At 50.1% G+C, this 16543-nt stretch carries 11 protein-coding genes and 2 rRNA genes; all 13 read left to right on the forward strand.

The annotated features are described in order from the left end of the window. The first annotated feature begins 128 nt into the window (after positions 1-128). The 13 genes from THEAE_RS0119035 (at position 129) to disA (ending at position 16387) form a co-directional block, all read left to right on the forward strand. Positions 129-3098: ribosomal RNA gene (locus THEAE_RS0119035) — 23S ribosomal RNA — on the forward strand. 84 nt (positions 3099-3182) lie between these two features. Next, positions 3183-3299 (forward strand): 5S ribosomal RNA (rrf, locus tag THEAE_RS0119040). A gap of 288 nt (positions 3300-3587) precedes the next feature. Beyond that, the gene (locus tag THEAE_RS0119045; protein WP_028988501.1) at positions 3588-4343 is read left to right on the forward strand and encodes a DeoR/GlpR family DNA-binding transcription regulator; all 756 of its coding nucleotides are present in this window, start codon (positions 3588-3590) and stop codon (positions 4341-4343) included. A 98-nt stretch (positions 4344-4441) separates the two neighbouring features. Continuing rightward, positions 4442-5392, forward strand: a complete 951-nt coding sequence (gene pfkB / locus THEAE_RS0119050; RefSeq protein WP_028988502.1) for a 1-phosphofructokinase — start codon at positions 4442-4444, stop codon at positions 5390-5392. Further along, positions 5389-7275 (forward strand): PTS fructose transporter subunit IIABC, encoded by a 1887-nt coding sequence (locus tag THEAE_RS0119055; RefSeq protein WP_005583543.1) that lies wholly within the window; start codon positions 5389-5391, stop codon positions 7273-7275. The genes pfkB and THEAE_RS0119055 overlap by 4 nt, the downstream gene beginning before the upstream one ends. A 224-nt stretch (positions 7276-7499) precedes the next feature. After that, positions 7500-8096, forward strand: a complete 597-nt coding sequence (locus THEAE_RS0119065) for a rhomboid family intramembrane serine protease (RefSeq protein WP_005583542.1) — start codon at positions 7500-7502, stop codon at positions 8094-8096. Between the two features lie 61 nt (positions 8097-8157). Beyond that, positions 8158-8811, forward strand: coding sequence for an HAD family hydrolase (locus THEAE_RS0119070; RefSeq protein WP_028988503.1), 654 nt, complete (start codon positions 8158-8160; stop codon positions 8809-8811). A gap of 222 nt (positions 8812-9033) precedes the next feature. Beyond that, on the forward strand, positions 9034-9513 hold the full coding sequence (locus THEAE_RS0119075) for a CtsR family transcriptional regulator (protein WP_005583541.1): 480 nt from the start codon (positions 9034-9036) through the stop codon (positions 9511-9513). Then, positions 9510-10019, forward strand: a complete 510-nt coding sequence (gene mcsA / locus THEAE_RS0119080) for a protein-arginine kinase activator protein McsA (protein ID WP_005583540.1) — start codon at positions 9510-9512, stop codon at positions 10017-10019. The genes THEAE_RS0119075 and mcsA overlap by 4 nt, the downstream gene beginning before the upstream one ends. A gap of 13 nt (positions 10020-10032) precedes the next feature. Beyond that, the gene (mcsB, locus tag THEAE_RS0119085) at positions 10033-11100 is read left to right on the forward strand and encodes a protein arginine kinase (RefSeq protein WP_005583539.1); all 1068 of its coding nucleotides are present in this window, start codon (positions 10033-10035) and stop codon (positions 11098-11100) included. A gap of 27 nt (positions 11101-11127) precedes the next feature. Next, entirely contained in the window at positions 11128-13575 is a 2448-nt protein-coding gene (locus tag THEAE_RS0119090; RefSeq protein ID WP_028988504.1) for an ATP-dependent Clp protease ATP-binding subunit, read from the forward strand. A 236-nt stretch (positions 13576-13811) separates the two neighbouring features. Next, entirely contained in the window at positions 13812-15170 is a 1359-nt protein-coding gene (gene radA / locus THEAE_RS0119095) for a DNA repair protein RadA (protein WP_005583538.1), read from the forward strand. Positions 15171-15337: 167 nt separating this feature from the next. Further along, entirely contained in the window at positions 15338-16387 is a 1050-nt protein-coding gene (gene disA, locus THEAE_RS0119100) for a DNA integrity scanning diadenylate cyclase DisA (RefSeq protein WP_039945564.1), read from the forward strand. The last annotated feature ends 156 nt before the right edge of the window (positions 16388-16543 follow it).

Below are 16543 nucleotides of genomic sequence, written 5' to 3' on the forward strand. Positions count from 1 at the left end.
CATGGGAAAGGGGAAGAAATTTTCTTGAGGGAAACCTCAGCGTTCCTTGAAAACCGGATACAGGCAAGAAGCGAAGAAAGCGGTGAAGGTTTGTGAAGCGGGAGGAATCCTGAGAACACAAGCCGGGAGGTTAAGGTAGGAAGGGCGCACGGTGGATGCCTAGGCACTAGGAGCCGAAGAAGGACGGGACGAACACCGAAATGCCTCGGGGAGCGGTAAGTACGCGACGATCCGGGGATCTCCGAATGGGGCAACCCACCGCCCGTCATGGGGCGGTATCCGCACCTGAATCCATAGGGTGTGAGAAGGCAGACCAGGGGAACTGAAACATCTCAGTACCCTGAGGAAAAGAAAACAAGAGTGATTCCCTCAGTAGTGGCGAGCGAACGGGGAAGAGCCCAAACCGATGGGGGAACCCATCGGGGTAGAAGGACCTCGAGAGAAGGGAAGGAAGGTTTGTAGGCGAAGCGATCTGGAACGATCCGGCGGAGGAGGTAAGACCCCTGTAGCCGAAACGGACCTGAACCCGCGAGGGATCCTGAGTACCACGGGGCACGAGGAATCCCGTGGGAAGCAGGGAGGACCCCCTCCCAAGGCTAAATACTCCCTAGTGACCGATAGCGAAGCAGTACCGTGAGGGAAAGGTGAAAAGCACCCCGGGAGGGGAGTGAAAGAGAACCTGAAACCGTGTGCCTACAAGCAGTCGGAGGGCGTTTATCCACCCCAAAAAGTGTTACTTTTTGGGGGTCCTGGAAAGCCTGACGGCGTGCCTTTTGTAGAATGAACCGGCGAGTTACGTTTGCATGCGAGGTTAAGCGGGGAACGCGGAGCCGGAGCGAAAGCGAGTCTGAAAGATCCGGGCCCCGCGAAAGTGCTTGCACTTTTGCGGGTGAAGGTAGGGCGGGAAGTATGCAGGCGTAGACCCGAAACCGTGTGATCTACCCATGTCCAGGGTGAAGGCGGGGTAACACCCGCTGGAGGCCCGAACCCACTCCCGTTGAAAAGGTAGGGGATGAGGTGTGGGTAGGGGAGAAATTCCAATCGAACACGGAGATAGCTGGTTCTCCCCGAAATAGCTTTAGGGCTAGCCTCAAGGGAAGAAAGCCGGAGGTAGAGCACTGATCGGGCTAGGGGTCCACCTCGGATTACCGAACCCAGTCAAACTGCGAATGCCGGACTTTTGGTTCTTGGGAGTCAGACCACGAATGCTAAGATCCGTGGTCAAGAGGGAAACAGCCCAGACCATCGGCTAAGGTCCCGAAGTACGTGCTAAGTGGGAAACGATGTGGCGTTGCGAAGACAACCAGGATGTTGGCTTAGAAGCAGCCATCATTGAAAGAGTGCGTAATAGCTCACTGGTCGAGTGACGCTGCGCGGAAAATGTAACGGGGCTCAAGCACGGCACCGAAGCCATGGATGCCGGGAGGCATGGTAGGGGAGCGTTCTTATCGCAGGGAAGCAGGACCGGGAGGACCTGTGGAGGGATAAGAAGTGAGAATGCCGGTGTGAGTAACGAAAAGATCGGTGAGAATCCGATCCGCCGAAAGCCTAAGGGTTCCTGAGGAAGGTTCGTCCGCTCAGGGTAAGTCGGGACCTAAGGCGAGGCCGAAAGGCGTAGTCGATGGAGAACAGGTGGAAAATCCTGTACCACCGATTCCCGATTGAGCGAAGGGGGGACGCAGGAGGATAGGAAGAGCGCGCGGCTGGAAGAGCGCGTCCAAGCAGTGAGGGAGGCAAAGAGGGAAATCCGTTTGCCGGATCCTGGGCTGTGATGGGGAGGGAAGTAAGAGTACCGAAGCTTCCGAATTCAGACTGCCAAGAAAAGCCTCTAGCGAGGGGAAAGGTGCCCGTACCGGAAACCGACACAGGTAGGCGAGGAGAGAATCCTAAGGCGCGCGAGAGAACTCTTGCCAAGGAACTCGGCAAAATGACCCCGTAACTTCGGGAGAAGGGGTGCCTGCGGGAGCAGGCCGCAGAGAAGAGGCCCAAGCGACTGTTTAGCAAAAACACAGGTCTCTGCGAAGCCGGAAGGCGAAGTATAGGGGCTGACGCCTGCCCGGTGCTGGAAGGTTAAGGGGAAGGGTGAAAGCTCAGAACCGAAGCCCCAGTAAACGGCGGCCGTAACTATAACGGTCCTAAGGTAGCGAAATTCCTTGTCGGGTAAGTTCCGACCCGCACGAAAGGCGTAACGACTTGGGCGCTGTCTCGGCAAGAGACTCGGTGAAATCGTAATACCTGTGAAGATGCAGGTTACCCGCGACTAGACGGAAAGACCCCATGGAGCTTTACTGCAGCCTGATATTGGACCTTGGTATGTTCTGTACAGGATAGGTAGGAGCCTAAGAAGCCGGTCCGCCAGGATCGGTGGAGGCGGCGGTGGGATACTACCCTGAAGATAGCGGGGTTCTAACCTACGCCCCTAAGGCGGGGTGGGGGAGCGTGTCAGGTGGGCAGTTTGACTGGGGCGGTCGCCTCCTAAAGCGTAGCGGAGGCGCCCAAAGGTTCCCTCAGCGCGGATGGAAATCGCGCGGCGAGTGCAAAGGCAAAAGGGAGCTTGACTGCGAGAGGGACGTCTCGAGCAGGGACGAAAGTCGGGCTTAGTGATCCGGTGGTACCGAGAGGAAGGGCCATCGCTCAACGGATAAAAGCTACCCTGGGGATAACAGGCTTATCTCCCCCAAGAGTCCACATCGACGGGGAGGTTTGGCACCTCGATGTCGGCTCATCGCATCCTGGGGCTGTAGTCGGTCCCAAGGGTTGGGCTGTTCGCCCATTAAAGCGGTACGCGAGCTGGGTTCAGAACGTCGTGAGACAGTTCGGTCCCTATCTGTCGCGGGCGTAGGAAATTTGAGAGGAGCTGTCCTTAGTACGAGAGGACCGGGATGGACGTACCGCTGGTGAACCAGTTGTGCCGCCAGGCGCATCGCTGGGTAGCTAAGTACGGAAGGGATAAGCGCTGAAAGCATCTAAGCGTGAAGCCCCCCTCAAGATGAGATTTCCGGTAAGACCCCTTGAAGAAGACGAGGTAGATCGGTCCGGGGTGGAAGTGCAGCAATGCATGGAGCTGACGGATACGAATCGGTCGACCCCTTAACCATAGAGGAGCGATCTTCGCTTTTTCCTGATCCGGTTTTGAGGGAATGGAAAGTTCCCGAAAGAAGCCGAAAGGCGAAAGAGAGAAGTCTGGTGACGATGGCGAAGAGGACACACCCGTACCCATCCCGAACACGGAAGTTAAGCTCTTCAGCGCCGAGGGTACTTGGGGGGCGACCCCCTGGGAGAGTAGGACGTTGCCAGGCAAAAAGAAAGACCGATGGTTCAATCCGATGATCATCTGGATTAGACCATCGGTCTTTTTGTTTTTCACTACTATGGTTTTGCACACTTAAAAGAAGGGTGTTCATCCGGTTTCAAAAGGTACAAATGTGGATGGTTCCTCGTCTACATCTGGTACAAGAATCCCTTATACATGAAGGGAAATGAAATAAATATGATAGAATAAGATTGAAAAAGAATGATTATGATTGATTTTATGAAAGCGCTGTGATACACTTATACCATGAAGAGGACCAGAGGAGGTGAAATGAATGCTGAGTGTCGATCGGCAACAAATCATTTTCGATCAGATCCGACGAAAAGGTTCGGTGCGGATTTCCCAGCTCATGAAGTCGTTGGCGGCCTCGGAGTCGACGATTCGGAGAGATTTGGAAGAACTGGAGCGTCAGGGGTTGATCAAGCGGGTTCACGGAGGCGCCGTCCTGGTACAGCATATGGCAATTGAGGCTTCCAACTACGACAAACAAGATTTGTTTGCAGAGGAGAAAGAACGTATTGGAAAATTTGCGGCATCTTTGGTAGAGGAACATTCGTCGATTCTCATTGACGCAGGGACTACGACGGCTGCGTTGGCAAGGGCTTTGAATACGCCCAATGTAAAGATTATCACCAACGCATTGAATATAGCTGAGATTCTTAGCTCGAAGAAATACACGGTATTAGCGGCAGGCGGTGTGATAAAGACGAATACGTATGCGATGGTTGGCGAAATAACGATCGAAACCATCCGGAATTTCCACGCGGACATCTGTTTTTTGGGAATGAACGGGATATCCGAGGAAACGGGATTGACCACACCGGACATGCAAGAAGCATGGGTAAAACGCGCCATGATGCGCGCGGCGGAAAAGGTTGTACTGCTTGCCGATAGTTCGAAGTTTGGGAAAACCACATTGACCCATGTCGGGGAAGTCGGCGAAGTGGATATCTTAGTTACAGACGAGGGATTGTCCGTTGAAGACCGCAATTGGTTGGAATCGAATGGTGTGACCGTCTTTTGTGTTTAATCATCCATCGGTATGTGAGTAACGATCGAGTCACCATGCTGTCCCGATCTCTTTCGATAAGCAGTTTGGGAAGATCAGCAACGCTAGGAGGAAAAGAATTGAAGATCATCACCGTAACGGTCAATCCGGCATTGGATTTGACAGTATACACCGACTCGTTGCGTGTCGGTGATGTCCATGCTGTTTCTTTCATACGAAAAGACAGCGGCGGCAAAGGGATCAATGTATCCAAAGTGTTGCACCGTCTCGGGGTTTCCACCATTGCGACCGGGTTTCTTGGCGGTTCCGTCGGACATTGGATTCGTTCCGACCTTTCCAGACAATCGATCCAACATCGTTTTTTGGAGATCGATGGGGAGACACGGACAAACGTCAAAATTATTACCCCGACGGAAGAGACCCAATTAAACGGAACGGGGGGCCTGATAACCAATCACGATCTGGACCGATTGATAGAACAATTGCATTCGCTGGTGCAACCGGGGGATGCGGTCGTGATTGCCGGAAGTATTCCGGGCGATGCCGATTATACCATGTACCGAACCATCATTGAATCGTTTGGCAAGGCGGATGAGCGGAGCATATTCATCGCCCTTGACACTTCCGGTCAGGCATTGACGGAGGCGGTACAAGCAAGACCCAATTTTGTAAAACCAAATGTTGAGGAATTGGAGCAATGGTGGGGGAGTCCACTTCGTTTGGAATCAGAGATTGCACACGCCGCACGCGAGTTAAGGTCCCAAGGGGGAGAGATCGTCTGTGTTTCGATGGGCGACAAAGGAACACTGTTGGTTACCTCCGAAGGTTTGTATCGGGCGATCCCGCCGGTCATTACGCCGAAGAGTACCATTGGCGCAGGAGATTCGATCGTTGCCGGTTTTGTCTCGCAATTTCACAAGAATAGGAAACCGCATGAGGCTCTTGTCTATGCCACCGCATGTGGCACTGCGACCGTCATGCACGCCGGTTCTGAAGTCTGTACGAAGGAAGAAGCGGAAGCGATTTTGCCGCAAATTCAACTACATGTAATGGAGGGAGAAGAGAGATGAATCTGTATGATTTGCTCACACCGGGACGAATTATCCTCCATCTGAGAGGAACGGATAAAGAAGCCGTGTTCCATGAGTTGGCGGATGTTTTAGTTGAGGAAGGAATTGTTCTGGACAAACAAGGTTTTATGAAAGCGGTATTGGACCGGGAACGTCAAGGTACGACCGGAATCGGCGATGGGATTGCCATTCCGCATGGACGTTCGGCTTTTGTACGCAGGCCGGCTCTCGCATTGGGAGTAAGCCGTAGGGGTGTCGCTTTTGACTCACTCGACGGAAAACCGGTTCATCTCGTCTTTATGATAGCGGTACCTGATCAAGCGGACGAAGAACATTTGTACATTCTCGCCGAACTTTCGCGTATGTTGCTGCAAGAGGAAATTCGCAACGGGCTGATGGAAGCGGAAACAAAACAGGAAATACTGGATATTCTCAGAAAACAGAGAAATGAGAATTCCGAAACCGAGAATCGGATGGGGGAACAGACGAAAAAATTGGTTGCGATTACCGCTTGCCCGACTGGAATCGCTCACACGTATATGGCGGCGGAAGCTTTAGAAAAAGCGGCAAAGGAGTTAGGATACGCGATTCGTGTCGAAACACAGGGATCGGTCGGCGCGGAGCACACATTAACGTCGGAAGAAATCGAAGAGGCGGACGCGGTCATCATCGCAGCCGACAAAAAGGTGGATTTGCAGCGATTCGCAAACAAACGGGTGCTGGAAACGTCGGTCTCCTCGGCGATCAAAGATGCGAAACGTCTGATCGAAGCGGCTCTGCAGGCATCGGAGCGGCCTCCCTTGGAGTATCAGGAACAAGTTCAGCGGGCTAAAGAACAGAAAAAAGATTCTATGCCCAACTTTTACAAACACTTGATGAACGGCGTATCCCACATGATTCCTCTGGTAACGGCAGGGGGGTTGTTGATCGCCATTTCATTCGCGTTCGGGATAACGGCGTTTAATGATCCCTCATCGCCATATTATACGATCGCTAAGGCACTCATGGACATCGGCGGAGGCTCCGCATTTGCGTTGATGGTACCGATTTTGTCCGGATTTATCGCGATGTCGATCGCCGATCGACCCGGTTTGGCGCCGGGATTGGTTGGAGGGATTCTGGCTTCCACTCTAGGAGCGGGCTTCCTAGGCGGAATTATCTCAGGATTTTTGGCAGGCTATGTAGCCAAATGGATTCGTGACGGTATCCGATTGCCGAAAAATCTGCAAGGCTTAATGCCGGTCTTGATCATTCCGTTTCTCGCGACCGCCATCGTCGGATTGGTAATGATTTTTATCATCGGTACGCCGGTTAAAGAAATGATGACGGGTTTAACCGATGGCTTGAAGAATATGGGAACGTCTGCCTCCGTCGGACTTGGATTGTTACTAGGGGCGATGATGGCTTCCGATATGGGGGGGCCGATCAATAAAGTGGCCTATACGTTTGCGACCGGTATGTTGGGCAGTCAAACCGATGCGGGTTACATGATCATGGCTGCAGTCATGGCGGCCGGGATGGTTCCACCGATCGGCATGGCGTTGTCGACGTGGATTGCGCCGAAAAAATACACGAAAGAGGAGCAGGAAGCGGGCAAGGCGGCTGCCGTGCTTGGAATTTCCTTCATTACGGAGGGGGCGATTCCGTTTGCGGCGCGCGATCCGTTCCGCGTCATCCCATCGATCGTGATCGGTTCGGCTGTAACGGGGGGATTGTCCATGTTGTTCCGGGCGACGCTTAGAGCACCGCATGGCGGAATTTTTGTCCTGGCGGTACCGAATGCGGTTGGCCACGTATTGCTATACGCGTTGGCGATTCTGATCGGTGCGGTCGTGACGGCGTTGATCGTCACATTTCTGAAAAAACCGGTCGATCAAGCGTAAACGTAGGACGAACTTGCCCAATGAGTGAATCACGATGGGAGAGGAAGGGTCATAAGCTTCTGATGCGAGAATGAGTCGTGTCAGAAGCTTTTTTTATCAACGGGGTTTTCCGTTATACCAATACATGGCGAGGGGGATAAAAGGAGGATTTTGTACGCGAACAAGAGAATGAAAAAAGGAGAGAATGAATAGAAGAAAGGAAAAGAGAAGAAAGGAAGAAGAAGATGCTCTTCGTACGACATGAATCTCTTCCCCTGTACATCAAAAGGTACCCTATAAGCGCCCTTTTTATCGGAATGGTGTTACTTTCCATGCTCGTAAAAGAGATCCTTTTAACCATCGGTTATGGATGGGTCGTCGATCTCGCCGTCCTGTCCCCTTCCCATGTGGTAGAGGGAGAGGTCTGGAGGCTAATCACCTATGTTTTCCTCCATAATGGCATGTTTCACCTCTTATTTAATCTTTTTTTCTTTTATCTCTTTGCTCCACCTTTAGAACGGATCTATGGCAAGGTAGGTTTCATTTTTATCCTCCTCGTGACCGCGTTGACCGGATCGCTCACGATTCTTTTCTTCGATCCCGCTCCAACCATTGGGGCATCGGGGATCGATTTTGGACTGATGGGAGTTTATTTTCATTTTATCGTTCGGAAAAAACGATTCCTTGATGAGTCATCTAAGCAAACGGTTCTTGTGTTCTTAGTCATCGGTTTTCTCTCTTCCGTTTTCATCCCCAATATCAGCATTATGGGCCACCTTGGAGGTTTTATCGGAGGTTACCTCATCCCTTTTTTGCTCAAGAGTCGAAGAAGTATCGCCTAGTAAGGCTCCGGAGGGTATGGTACAATGATAGGGATCGCAAAAGAAAGATAGGTGGCATCATTTGAAACAAACGGTTATTTTTGATATGGATGGGACCTTATTTCAAACAGAGCCTGTTGCATTGGCTGCATTTCGTCACACCTTTGAAAAATTAATACGAGAAGGGCTTTATTATGGGAATATCCCACCCGATTCCCTCATGCTGACGCAACTTGGGAAAACCATGGATGAAATGTGGAAAACCTTGCTGCCCGATTGCAGCGTGGAAGTTCATCGGTTGGCGGACGGATGGATGTTTGAATATGAGCGGGAGCTTATTTTCTCCCGTTATGGAAAGTTATACCCAGGGGTGGAGGAAACCGTAAAGGAACTGTATCAAAGGGGGTATTCTCTTTTTATTGCGAGCAACGGCCGTCCCGACTACGTAGAGGCGATTTTAAACACCTTTGAAATACGCCCTTTTTTTACAGATCTTTATACGGCGGGGAAGTATAAGACAAAGACCAAAGCGGATCTGGTCCATCTTTTGCTGAAGAATTATCCTGCAGAAAGAGGGTTTATGGTAGGGGATCGCCTCTCCGATGTGGAAGCAGGGAAGAAGAATGGACTGATCGTGATTGGTTGTGTTTTTGGCTATGCGGACCCGCGAGAATTGGCCGATGCCGATTATGTGATTTCTTCTATGAAAGAATTAATCCCCTTGGTGACCCGTTAAAACATTTCGTAAGAAACCTCACTTCAAACCGAACCATGATCGATCGTACGGTTGTAATCGATCGAAAAAATCCGGATTAGATCCTAAGGGAGACCCTCTCCGAATAAAAGAGAGGCTTTTTTTTTATACTTTTGGATAGAACCTATTGCAAAATCCTTGAATTGGAGTATACTATAATTAGTCAAAGATAGTCAAAGTCAGAACGAGTTTGGAGGTGGTTCTTTGAAAAATATTACCAACATCATCGAAGAATACCTTAAACAGATTCTGATGAAGAGTAACACCGGTTTTATCGAAATCCAACGAAGTCAATTGGCAGAGGAATTTAACTGCGTTCCGTCCCAGATCAACTATGTGATTACCACGCGCTTTACCCTGGAAAAGGGATACATGGTGGAGAGCAAGCGGGGCGGGGGGGGGTTTATCCGGATCCGTAAACTAAGCACTGAAGATAAAGATCAATTGTTAATGGAGACTTTTTCGCTCGTCGGCGAGGAAATAAGTCAAGTCGGGGCGGAAGGCATTTTGGAACGATTGTTGGAGGAGGGTTTTATCACCCGGAGGGAGATGGAAATGATTAAGGGAATGGTATCCCGTAATGTTTTAAGACTACCCACGTCGGTTCGAGATGAGATCCGTGCTCGACTGATGAAAACCGTCATCGCCACGCTGATTCGTTTTAAGGATGGTGAAGAGGAATGATCTGCCAACAATGTGGAGTAAGGCCGGCCACTTTCCATTTCACAAAGATCGTCAACGGCCAGAAAACAGAGATGCATTTATGCGAAATATGCGCCAGAGAGAGGGGCGAAATGATGCCGGGCAATCCGGACGCCTTTTCGATCCATAATCTCCTCTCCGGCCTTCTATCTTACAACCAACCCCATGCCAGCCAGGTAACATCGAGGCCTCTTCAGTGCCCCACTTGTGGGCTAACCTATCAGCAGTTTACCCAGAGCGGCCGTTTTGGGTGCAGCGGATGTTATCATGCCTTTGAGGAACAGCTGGAACCTCTCTTCCGCCGCGTTCACGGAAATACGATACACCGGGGGAAGGTTCCTCGGAGATCGGAGCATAAATTAGGTTTAAAGAGGAAATTGGAGGATTTGAAGAGATTGTTGGCAAGGAAGGTGGAACGGGAGGAATTTGAAGAAGCGGCCAAAATAAGAGACCAAATCCGTGAATTGGAAAGCCAGTCCAACGAGTGAGGGAGGGAGTAAATTGTCCGTTGATAAATTCATCCAAAAACCTTTAAGTGAAAACATGAAACAGGAGGCCCCTGATCATGATATTGTGATGAGTACCCGCGTCAGGCTTGCCCGGAATCTGAAGGATCTTCCTTTCCAACTTTTAATCACGGATTCACAGGCGGAGGAAGTGATCAAGAGGATGGAAGAGACCTTAAGAAGGAAGCCTCCCGCCTTTATTAAGTCTCTCGAGTTAATTCGCATTGATCCGCTTTCTCCGCTGGAGAGAAAGGTGCTGGTGGAAAAACATTTAATCAGCCCGTTTTTGGCCGAGGAGGCGAGGAAGGGTGCGGTTATCCTCAGTGATAATGAAGAGGTTAGCATCATGCTTAATGAAGAGGATCATATCCGAATTCAAACTTTATTGCCCGGATTTCAATTAGAGGAAGCTTGGGAACATGCGAATCTGATCGACGACTGGATTGAAGAGGAGATGGATTACGCTTTTGATGATCGGAGAGGGTACTTAACCAGCTGCCCTACCAATACGGGGGCCGGGATCAGAGCTTCCGTTATGCTTCATCTTCCCGCCCTGGTCATGACGAAACAGATTAACCGGATCTTAGGAGCTGTGAATCAGGTAGGCCTCGTAGTCCGTGGGGTTTATGGGGAAGGAAGCGAAGCTCAAGGGAATTTGTTTCAGATATCGAATCAGATCACACTCGGTTTAGCGGAAGAGGAGATCATTGATAACTTACGAGGTGTGGTTCGCCAAATAATTGATCATGAACGGGCGGCCCGGGAGATGCTTAAGAATTCGATGCCCCTTCAGCTTGCGGATCGAATTTACCGCAGCTTTGGACTCCTTCGCTATGCGCGAAGCATGGAGACGAAGGAAGCCACCTCTCTTTTGTCGGACGTTCTTTTAGGGGTAGACTTAGGATTGATTGAAGGAATTCCATCCGCAGAATTGAATGAACTCTGGGTGATGATACAACCCGGCTACGTTCAGACGTATTTTGCCCAACCCATGACGGCAGAAGAGAGAGATGAAAAGAGGGCTACGTTAATCCGTGAACAATTGCAAAAATATTTTATTTAAAACAACCGATCCTGGAGGTGTTAAAAAATGATGTTTGGAAGATTTACGGAAAGGGCACAACGGGTTCTCTCCCTGGCCCAGGAAGAAGCGGTTCGCCTCGGTCATAACAGCATCGGGACGGAGCATATTCTCCTCGGCCTCATCCGAGAGGGAGATGGCATTGCGGCAAAAGCCTTGATGAGCCTGGGACTTAGCCTGGAGAAGATCCAGGATGAGGTCGAAGCGCTCATCGGCCGAGGGCATGAGAAACCGACCAATACCCCCTACACCCCCCGAGCAAAAAAGGTTATCGAACTCTCGATGGATGAAGCTCGGAAATTAGGCCATACCTATGTGGGGACGGAGCATATTCTCCTTGGCCTCATTCGGGAAGGAGAAGGGGTAGCCGCACGGGTCCTGAATAACTTGGGAATTAGTTTAAACAAGGCTCGCCAACAAGTCCTTCAACTACTTGGGAACAGTGAAATGCTGGCAGGAAATCCGCAAGGATCCGTCAATAAACATGCGAATACGCCGACGTTAGATAGCCTTGCGAGAGATTTGACTGCCATGGCTAAGGATGGGGCCCTTGACCCGGTCGTAGGAAGGGAAAAAGAGATCGAACGGGTGATTCAGGTATTAAGCCGACGCACCAAGAACAACCCGGTCCTCATCGGTGAGCCGGGGGTCGGAAAGACGGCCATCGCCGAAGGTTTAGCTCAACGGATTGTGAATAATGAGATACCGGAAACATTAAGGGATAAACGAGTCATGACCCTCGATATGGGAACGGTGGTAGCCGGGACAAAATATCGGGGTGAGTTTGAAGATCGGCTGAAGAAGATCATGGATGAAATCAGGCAAGCTGGAAACGTGATCCTGTTCATCGATGAATTGCATACATTAATTGGAGCGGGAGGAGCGGAAGGAGCGATCGATGCTTCCAACATTTTGAAACCTGCTTTAGCCCGGGGCGAATTGCAGTGCATCGGGGCAACCACTTTAGATGAATATCGGAAATATATTGAAAAAGATGCTGCATTGGAACGCCGTTTCCAACCTATTAAGGTAGAAGAACCGACACAAGAGGATACGATTCAGATCTTGAAAGGGCTTAGGGATCGTTACGAAGCCCATCATCGGGTAAAGATTACCGATGAAGCCATCGAAGCGGCTGTTCGCCTTTCGGATCGTTACATTACCGACCGTTTCCTTCCCGATAAAGCGATTGACTTGATCGATGAGGCTGCTTCCAGAGTTCGCCTCAATGCTTATACCATTCCACCCAATCTGAAACAGATTGAAAAAGAACTGGAGGAAGTGAAGAAGGAGAAGGACGCTGCGGTACAGAGCCAAGAGTTTGAAAAGGCGGCCGCGTTAAGGGATAAGGAACAGCGCTTGCGGGATTCGTTAGAGCAAACGAAGAAAGAATGGAAGGAGAAGCAGGGACAAACCGATTCAGAGGTGACCCCGGAAGATATCGCCCAAGTGGTGGCCAATTGGACCGGCATTCCTGTCGTTCAACTGCAACAGGAAGAAACGGAGCGCCTGCTTCATATGGAAGATATCTTGCATAAACGGGTGATCGGGCAGGAAGAGGCGGTACGGAGTGTGGCCCGTGCCATACGACGCGCTCGGGCCGGCCTTAAAGATCCGAAACGGCCGATCGGTTCCTTCATTTTCCTTGGACCTACCGGGGTGGGGAAGACGGAATTGGCCCGTGCGTTGGCGGAGGCCATGTTTGGGGATGAGGAAGCCATGATCCGGATCGACATGTCCGAATATATGGAGAAACATTCCACCTCCCGGCTTGTCGGCTCTCCTCCCGGATATGTAGGATATGAAGAAGGGGGACAATTGACGGAGAAGGTACGGCGCAAGCCTTATTCGGTCGTGCTCTTTGACGAGATTGAGAAAGCCCATCCGGAAGTATTTAATATTCTGCTGCAGGTATTGGAGGATGGACGTTTAACGGATGGAAAAGGTCGTACCGTAGATTTTCGCAACACGATTATCATCATGACATCAAATGTCGGCCAGGAGCTCATTCGCAAGAATACCACCCTCGGGTTTACGGTTCATCAGCAAGAGGCCAATTATGAAAACATGAAGACCAAGGTGATGGAAGAACTAAAGAGGACTTTTCGGCCTGAATTCCTGAACCGGATTGATGAGATCATTGTCTTCCATGCTCTGGAAGAGGCTCAGATTAAAGAGATCGTTCGCTTGATGGCGGAAGAGATCAGGGCCCGCTTAAAGGAGCAAGGCATAGACTTTACGTTATCTGAAGAGGTTGTTTCCTGGATCGCGAAGCAGGGATTTGATCCCCAATATGGGGCGCGGCCGATTCGCCGTTCTTTGCAGCGGCAAATTGAGGACCGTCTTTCCGAGGAATTACTGAAGGGAACCATTCACAAAGGAGATGTGGTGCACTTTGACCTTAAGGGGGATGAAATCGTCGTAGCCAGCACCGACCAACAGGCGGTTTCCTCCTGATCTAGCGTTTTACATCCGGCAACGGTCCATTGAGTAGGTAGGAGGGGGCGGGAGCCTCCTCCCTTTTCATGCCCTCCTTTTCTCCTTCCTCCTCATCGATGTAAACCGATACTTCTCTTTATTCCTTCGATTAACGAATCCTCCTTGGAATTACGATATTAAAGAATGAAACGTTGTGGAAAAAAATATAAGATAAAGATGAAAGAAAAAAATGAACAGGGAAGGTTTTTAAACAAATGGGGAAAACCAAAAGTAAATTTGTCTGCCAGCAGTGTGGTTATGAATCGGCGAAATGGATGGGGCGTTGTCCCGGTTGTTCCGAATGGAATACCATGGTGGAAGAGAGGGAGGAAAAAGAAGAAAAACGATGGCTCTCCCACAGGATGGAAAAGCCCATTCCTTTCAACGAAGTAAAAGGGGAAACCGCTCCTAGAATTCAGATAGGGTTTAGGGAACTGGACAGGGTATTGGGTGGAGGCATCGTCCCGGGTTCATTTACGCTAGTAGGCGGTGATCCAGGGATCGGGAAATCGACCCTTCTTTTGCAAGCCACCCATCAGTTTGCCCGGGAAGGGCGGAAGGTTCTCTATGTCTCCGGGGAAGAATCGCCGGCGCAGATCCGTCTCAGGGGAGAACGGTTAGGGATTAAAAATGAGAATCTCTTTCTCATGGCAGAAACGAACGTCGAAACCATTATTGAAGAGGCAAAAAAATTAAAACCAACCCTTGTGATTATTGATTCGATTCAGACGATGTTTCTCCCTGAAATCTCCTCCGCACCCGGAAGTGTCTCCCAGGTTCGGGAAACGGCGGCTGCCCTCCTTCGATTTACAAAACGTGAAGAAATTGCTACCATTTTAGTAGGCCACGTGACGAAACAGGGAGAGATTGCGGGGCCGCGTATTTTAGAACATATGGTGGATACGGTTCTCTATTTTGAAGGAGAGGCTCATCACACCTATCGAATTCTGAGAACGGTAAAAAATCGTTTCGGTCCCACCCATGAGATGGGCGTGTTTGAAATGAAAGAGAAAGGGCTTGTAGAAGTACAAAATCCCTCCGAATTATTTTTATCTGAGCGGTCTCTGGCGGCTGCAGGTGCAAGCATTACCGCCACCATGGAAGGGACAAGACCCATTTTAGTAGAGATCCAAGCTCTCCTTTCGCCCACCCTTTTCCCGACTCCCCGCAGGGTGGCTACAGGCCTTGACTACAATCGTGTCGCGATGATCCTTGCCGTATTGGAAAAAAGAGCAGGGATCCTTCTGGGTTCCCAGGACGCTTATGTTAATGTGGTTGGAGGCATGAGGTTAAATGACCCGGCTGCCGATCTCGCGATTGCATTAAGTTTAGTTTCTAGCTACCGAGATCGCCCCATTCCTTACCATGATCTTCTGATTGGGGAGGTGGGATTGACGGGGGAGATCAGAGGGGTGCCCCGTGTTGAGCAGCGAATACAAGAAGCCTATCAGATGGGCATAAAAAGGGTGATTCTCCCGCGTATTAATCTTCAGGGGATCGAATTTCCGGGGGAAATGAAGGTGAGCGCTGTTGAGACGCTGACAGAGGCAATCGATGAAGTTTTAGGAAGGTAGGGGTAGCGATGATCGAAGGGAAGGCGGAAATGAATAAGGTGGACCCATATAAAGCCGATTCAGCAAAAATAGGGCACGGTAAAGGGGAATCGGCAAAGCCGGATCTCATTAAACAGGAATTGGGAAAAGGAGAACCGGGGAGGGCAGAACCAAAAAGCGAGGAGATTATGAATCAAGTATTGGCCATGATTGCTCCAGGAACGGAATTACGGGAGGGGTTGGAGAATATCCTGCGGGCGAAGACCGGTGGCCTTATCGTGGTTGGCGACACACCGGAAGTTCTTTCCCTTTGCGATGGAGGGTTTAATCTTCAATGCGATTTTTCACCGTCGCACATTTATGAACTGGCGAAGATGGACGGAGCGATCGTATTAAGTGAAGACGCGAAACGAATCATCTATGCCAATACGCAGCTCATCCCCGATTCTTCGATTCCCTCTTTAGAGACGGGTACGAGGCATCGGACTGCAGAAAGGACTGCGAAGCAGACGGGAAAACTGGTCATCGCCATCTCGCAAAGGAGAAATGTAATTACCATCTACAAAGGGAATCTTCGCTACACGTTGAAGGAAATCAGCGTGATCCTGGCGAAAGCAAACCAGGCCTTACAAACCTTGGAGAAATACAAAGCGGTCCTAGACCAAACCTTAAGCAACCTTTCCGCCTTGGAATTTGAGGAACTGGTTACCCTCCAGGAAGTGGCGATCGTCTTGCAACGAATCGAATTGGTTCTCCGTATTAAAGGGGAAATTCTTCGGTATATTCGAGAACTGGGGGTAGAAGGGCGGCTGATTCAGATGCAATTGGAAGAACTGGTCGCCAATGTGGATGAGGAGGCCATCATGCTGATTCGAGACTACATACGGGAAACAGATCAAAGAAAGCCGGAAGAGATTCTCATGGCCATGAAACAACTTACCTCGGAGGAAATCCTGGATCGCCTCAACATACTCCGCGTCCTTGGATATTCCGGAAACAATACGATACTGGATGAACCCATTCAGGCGAGAGGATACAGGCTTCTCCATCGCATCCCCCGACTGCCCATGGCCATCATTCAGAATCTCATCGTTCATTTTCAGTCATTAACTCGAATCGTTTCTGCCTCCATTGAAGAGCTGGATGAAGTGGAGGGAATAGGAGAAATCCGGGCTCGGGCCATAAAGGAAGGGTTTAAAAGGATTCAACAACAAGTTTTTTTGGAACGCCATCTCTAATTTGCTACCTCTATGAAACCTTTTTTGAAGACTCTGCGTAATTTAGATAGAAGGATTCCCAACCGGCGCCAAAAAATAAAATAGATATTGACGAGAAATGAAAAATAGTGTAAAATGACTATTTCTGAATTTGACACGGCCTGGAGTTTATGATAT

It is taken from the genome of Thermicanus aegyptius DSM 12793, from assembly GCF_000510645.1.
In the GTDB taxonomy this organism is placed as follows: Bacteria; Bacillota; Bacilli; order Thermicanales; family Thermicanaceae; genus Thermicanus; species Thermicanus aegyptius.

Bases quoted from the DNA above. Each gene is read 5' to 3' on its own strand.
- THEAE_RS0119045 (WP_028988501.1), top strand. From the start codon at position 3,588: ATGCTGAGTGTCGATCGGCAACAAATCATTTTCGATCAGATCCGACGA.
- THEAE_RS0119055 (WP_005583543.1), top strand. From the start codon at position 5,389: ATGAATCTGTATGATTTGCTCACACCGGGACGAATTATCCTCCATCTG.
- THEAE_RS0119065 (WP_005583542.1), top strand. From the start codon at position 7,500: ATGCTCTTCGTACGACATGAATCTCTTCCCCTGTACATCAAAAGGTAC.
- mcsA (WP_005583540.1), top strand. From the start codon at position 9,510: ATGATCTGCCAACAATGTGGAGTAAGGCCGGCCACTTTCCATTTCACA.
- THEAE_RS0119090 (WP_028988504.1), top strand. From the start codon at position 11,128: ATGATGTTTGGAAGATTTACGGAAAGGGCACAACGGGTTCTCTCCCTG.
- radA (WP_005583538.1), top strand. From the start codon at position 13,812: ATGGGGAAAACCAAAAGTAAATTTGTCTGCCAGCAGTGTGGTTATGAA.
- disA (WP_039945564.1), top strand. From the start codon at position 15,338: ATGAATCAAGTATTGGCCATGATTGCTCCAGGAACGGAATTACGGGAG.